Origin of the sequence: Streptomyces typhae (genome assembly GCF_009755605.1) — a bacterium.
Taxonomy (GTDB): Bacteria; Actinomycetota; Actinomycetes; order Streptomycetales; family Streptomycetaceae; genus Streptomyces; species Streptomyces typhae.
In genome coordinates this window covers 1-2,148 of record NZ_WPNZ01000044.1, presented here as the reverse complement: position 1 = coordinate 2,148, position 2,148 = coordinate 1, and the positions used below count along the sequence as shown (strand labels likewise).

The 2,148-nt window shown below is 72.6% G+C and carries 3 protein-coding genes; all 3 read left to right on the top strand.

The genetic code is table 11. The features are described from left to right. The coding region (gene prmC / locus GPA10_RS41125; RefSeq protein WP_246260675.1) for a peptide chain release factor N(5)-glutamine methyltransferase at window positions 1-665 on the top strand (665 nt) is incomplete at its 5' end. 74 nt (window positions 666-739) lie between these two features. Continuing rightward, window positions 740-1,387 carry an L-threonylcarbamoyladenylate synthase gene (locus GPA10_RS41120; protein WP_058849576.1) on the top strand — a complete coding sequence of 216 codons (648 nt, stop codon included), beginning with the start codon at window positions 740-742 and terminating at the stop codon, window positions 1,385-1,387. Continuing rightward, complete coding sequence (locus GPA10_RS41115) at window positions 1,384-2,079, top strand: arsenate reductase/protein-tyrosine-phosphatase family protein (protein WP_079086596.1); 696 nt, start codon at window positions 1,384-1,386, stop codon at window positions 2,077-2,079. The genes GPA10_RS41120 and GPA10_RS41115 overlap by 4 nt, the downstream gene beginning before the upstream one ends. Window positions 2,080-2,148 lie beyond the last annotated feature (69 nt).

Below are 2,148 nucleotides of genomic sequence, written 5' to 3'. Positions count from 1 at the left end.
GCGAGGCGCGCGAGCCGCTCCAGCACATCACCGGGCGTGCCTTCTTCCGCTATCTGGAGCTCCAGGTCGGCCCCGGTGTCTTCGTGCCGCGCCCGGAGACCGAGTCGGTCGTCGGCTGGGCCATAGACGCGGTCCGCGCGATGGACGTCGTCGAGCCGCTGATCGTCGACCTGTGCACCGGTTCGGGCGCCATCGCGCTCGCCATGGCGCAGGAGGTGCCGCGCTCGCGCGTGCACGCCGTGGAGCTGTCCGCGGACGCCCTGAAGTGGACGCGGAAGAACGTCGAGGGGTCCCGGGTCGAGCTGCGCCAGGGCGACGCGCGCGACGCGTTCCCCGAACTCGACGGCCAGGTCGACCTCGTCATCTCCAACCCCCCGTACATCCCTTTGACGGAATGGGAGTACGTTGCGCCGGAGGCCCGCGACTACGATCCCGAACTCGCCCTGTTCTCCGGCGAGGACGGCCTCGACCTGATCCGCTCCATCGAGCGCACCGCGCACCGGCTGCTCCGGCCGGGCGGGGTCGTGGTGGTGGAGCACGCGGACACCCAGGGCGGCCTGGTGCCGTGGATCTTCACCGAGGAGCGGGGCTGGGCGGATGCGGCCGACCACCCCGACCTGAACAACCGGCCGCGGTTCGCGACCGCCCGCAAGGCGCTGCCGTGACGACCATGGCGACGAAGACGACGATGTACGTGATGTACGCCGACGAGACGTACGTGTACGAGGAGGCCCGCTAGATGGCACGGCGATACGACACCAACGACGCGACCGACCGTACGACCGGTCTGCGCGAGGCCGCGTCCGCCGTCCGCCGTGGCGAACTGGTCGTGCTGCCCACCGACACCGTGTACGGGATCGGCGCCGACGCGTTCAGCGCCGAGGCGGTCGCCGACCTGCTCGACGCCAAGGGCCGCGGCCGGTCCATGCCGACGCCCGTCCTCATCGGCTCCCCGAACACGCTGCACGGCCTCGTCACGGACTTCTCCGAGTCCGCCTGGGAGCTCGTGGACGCCTTCTGGCCCGGGGCCCTCACGCTGGTCGCCCGGCAGCAGCCCTCGCTCCAGTGGGACCTCGGTGACACCCGGGGCACGGTCGCCATCCGGATGCCGCTGCACCCGGTCGCCATCGAGCTCCTCACCGAGTTCGGGCCGATGGCCGTGTCCTCCGCCAACCTCACCGGGCACCCGGCGCCGGAGGACTGCGACGCGGCCCAGGAGATGCTCGGCGACTCCGTCTCCGTGTACCTGGACGGCGGCCCCACGCCCGGCATCGTGCCCTCCTCGATCGTGGACGTGACCGGCAAGGTCCCCGTCCTGCTCCGGGCGGGCGCGCTCGACGCCGACGAGCTCCGCAAGGTGGTACCCGACCTCGAGGTGGCCAATTGAGGGCCCCTGAGACGGGGCGTGGCATAGCGGGCCGTACCGAGCCCTCTGTGGTCTTCGGTGCCCCGGGAAGCGCCGGTACACCCGGCGGCTTCCGCATCCTCCACGTCAGCACCGGCAACGTCTGCCGCTCGCCCATCACCGAGCGGCTGACCAGACATGCCCTCGCCGACCGCCTCGGCGACCCCCTCACGGGCGGTCTGATCGTGGAGAGCGCGGGCACCTGGGGGCACGAGGGCGCCCCGATGGAGACCAACGCCGAGACCGTCCTCGCCGACTTCGGCGCGGACGCCTCCGGCTTCACCGGCCGTGAGCTCCTCGACGACCACGTCATCCGGGCCGACCTCGTCCTGACCGCGACGCGGGACCACCGCGCGCAGGTCATCTCCATGGGGCACTCGGCCGGCCTGCGCACCTTCACCCTGAAGGAGTTCACACGCCTCGTCCGGGCGATAGATCCGGCCACACTGCCCGACCCCGACGGGACCGACGGCGTCGTCGAGCGGGCCCGCGCCCTGGTGCGGGCCGCCGCCGCGCTGCGCGGGTGGCTGCTCGCCCCCAGCGCGGAGGCCGACGAGGTGTACGACCCCTACGGGGCGCCGCTGCCCTTCTTCCGCTCCGTCGGCGGCGAGATCCAGCAGGCCCTCGAGCCGGTGGTGACGGCGCTGACGGGGGTGCCGGCGGCGCGGGCGTAGTTCTTCGTGGGGGCGCCCCAGTTCGCCGGTGCGGCAGAGTTCTGGCGCGCGCCGAAGTTTCAGCCCGTC

What these genes read in the sequence shown, in the direction of transcription:
- GPA10_RS41120 (WP_058849576.1), top strand. Translation starts at nt 740, where the DNA reads ATGGCACGGCGATACGACACCAACGACGCGACCGACCGTACGACCGGT.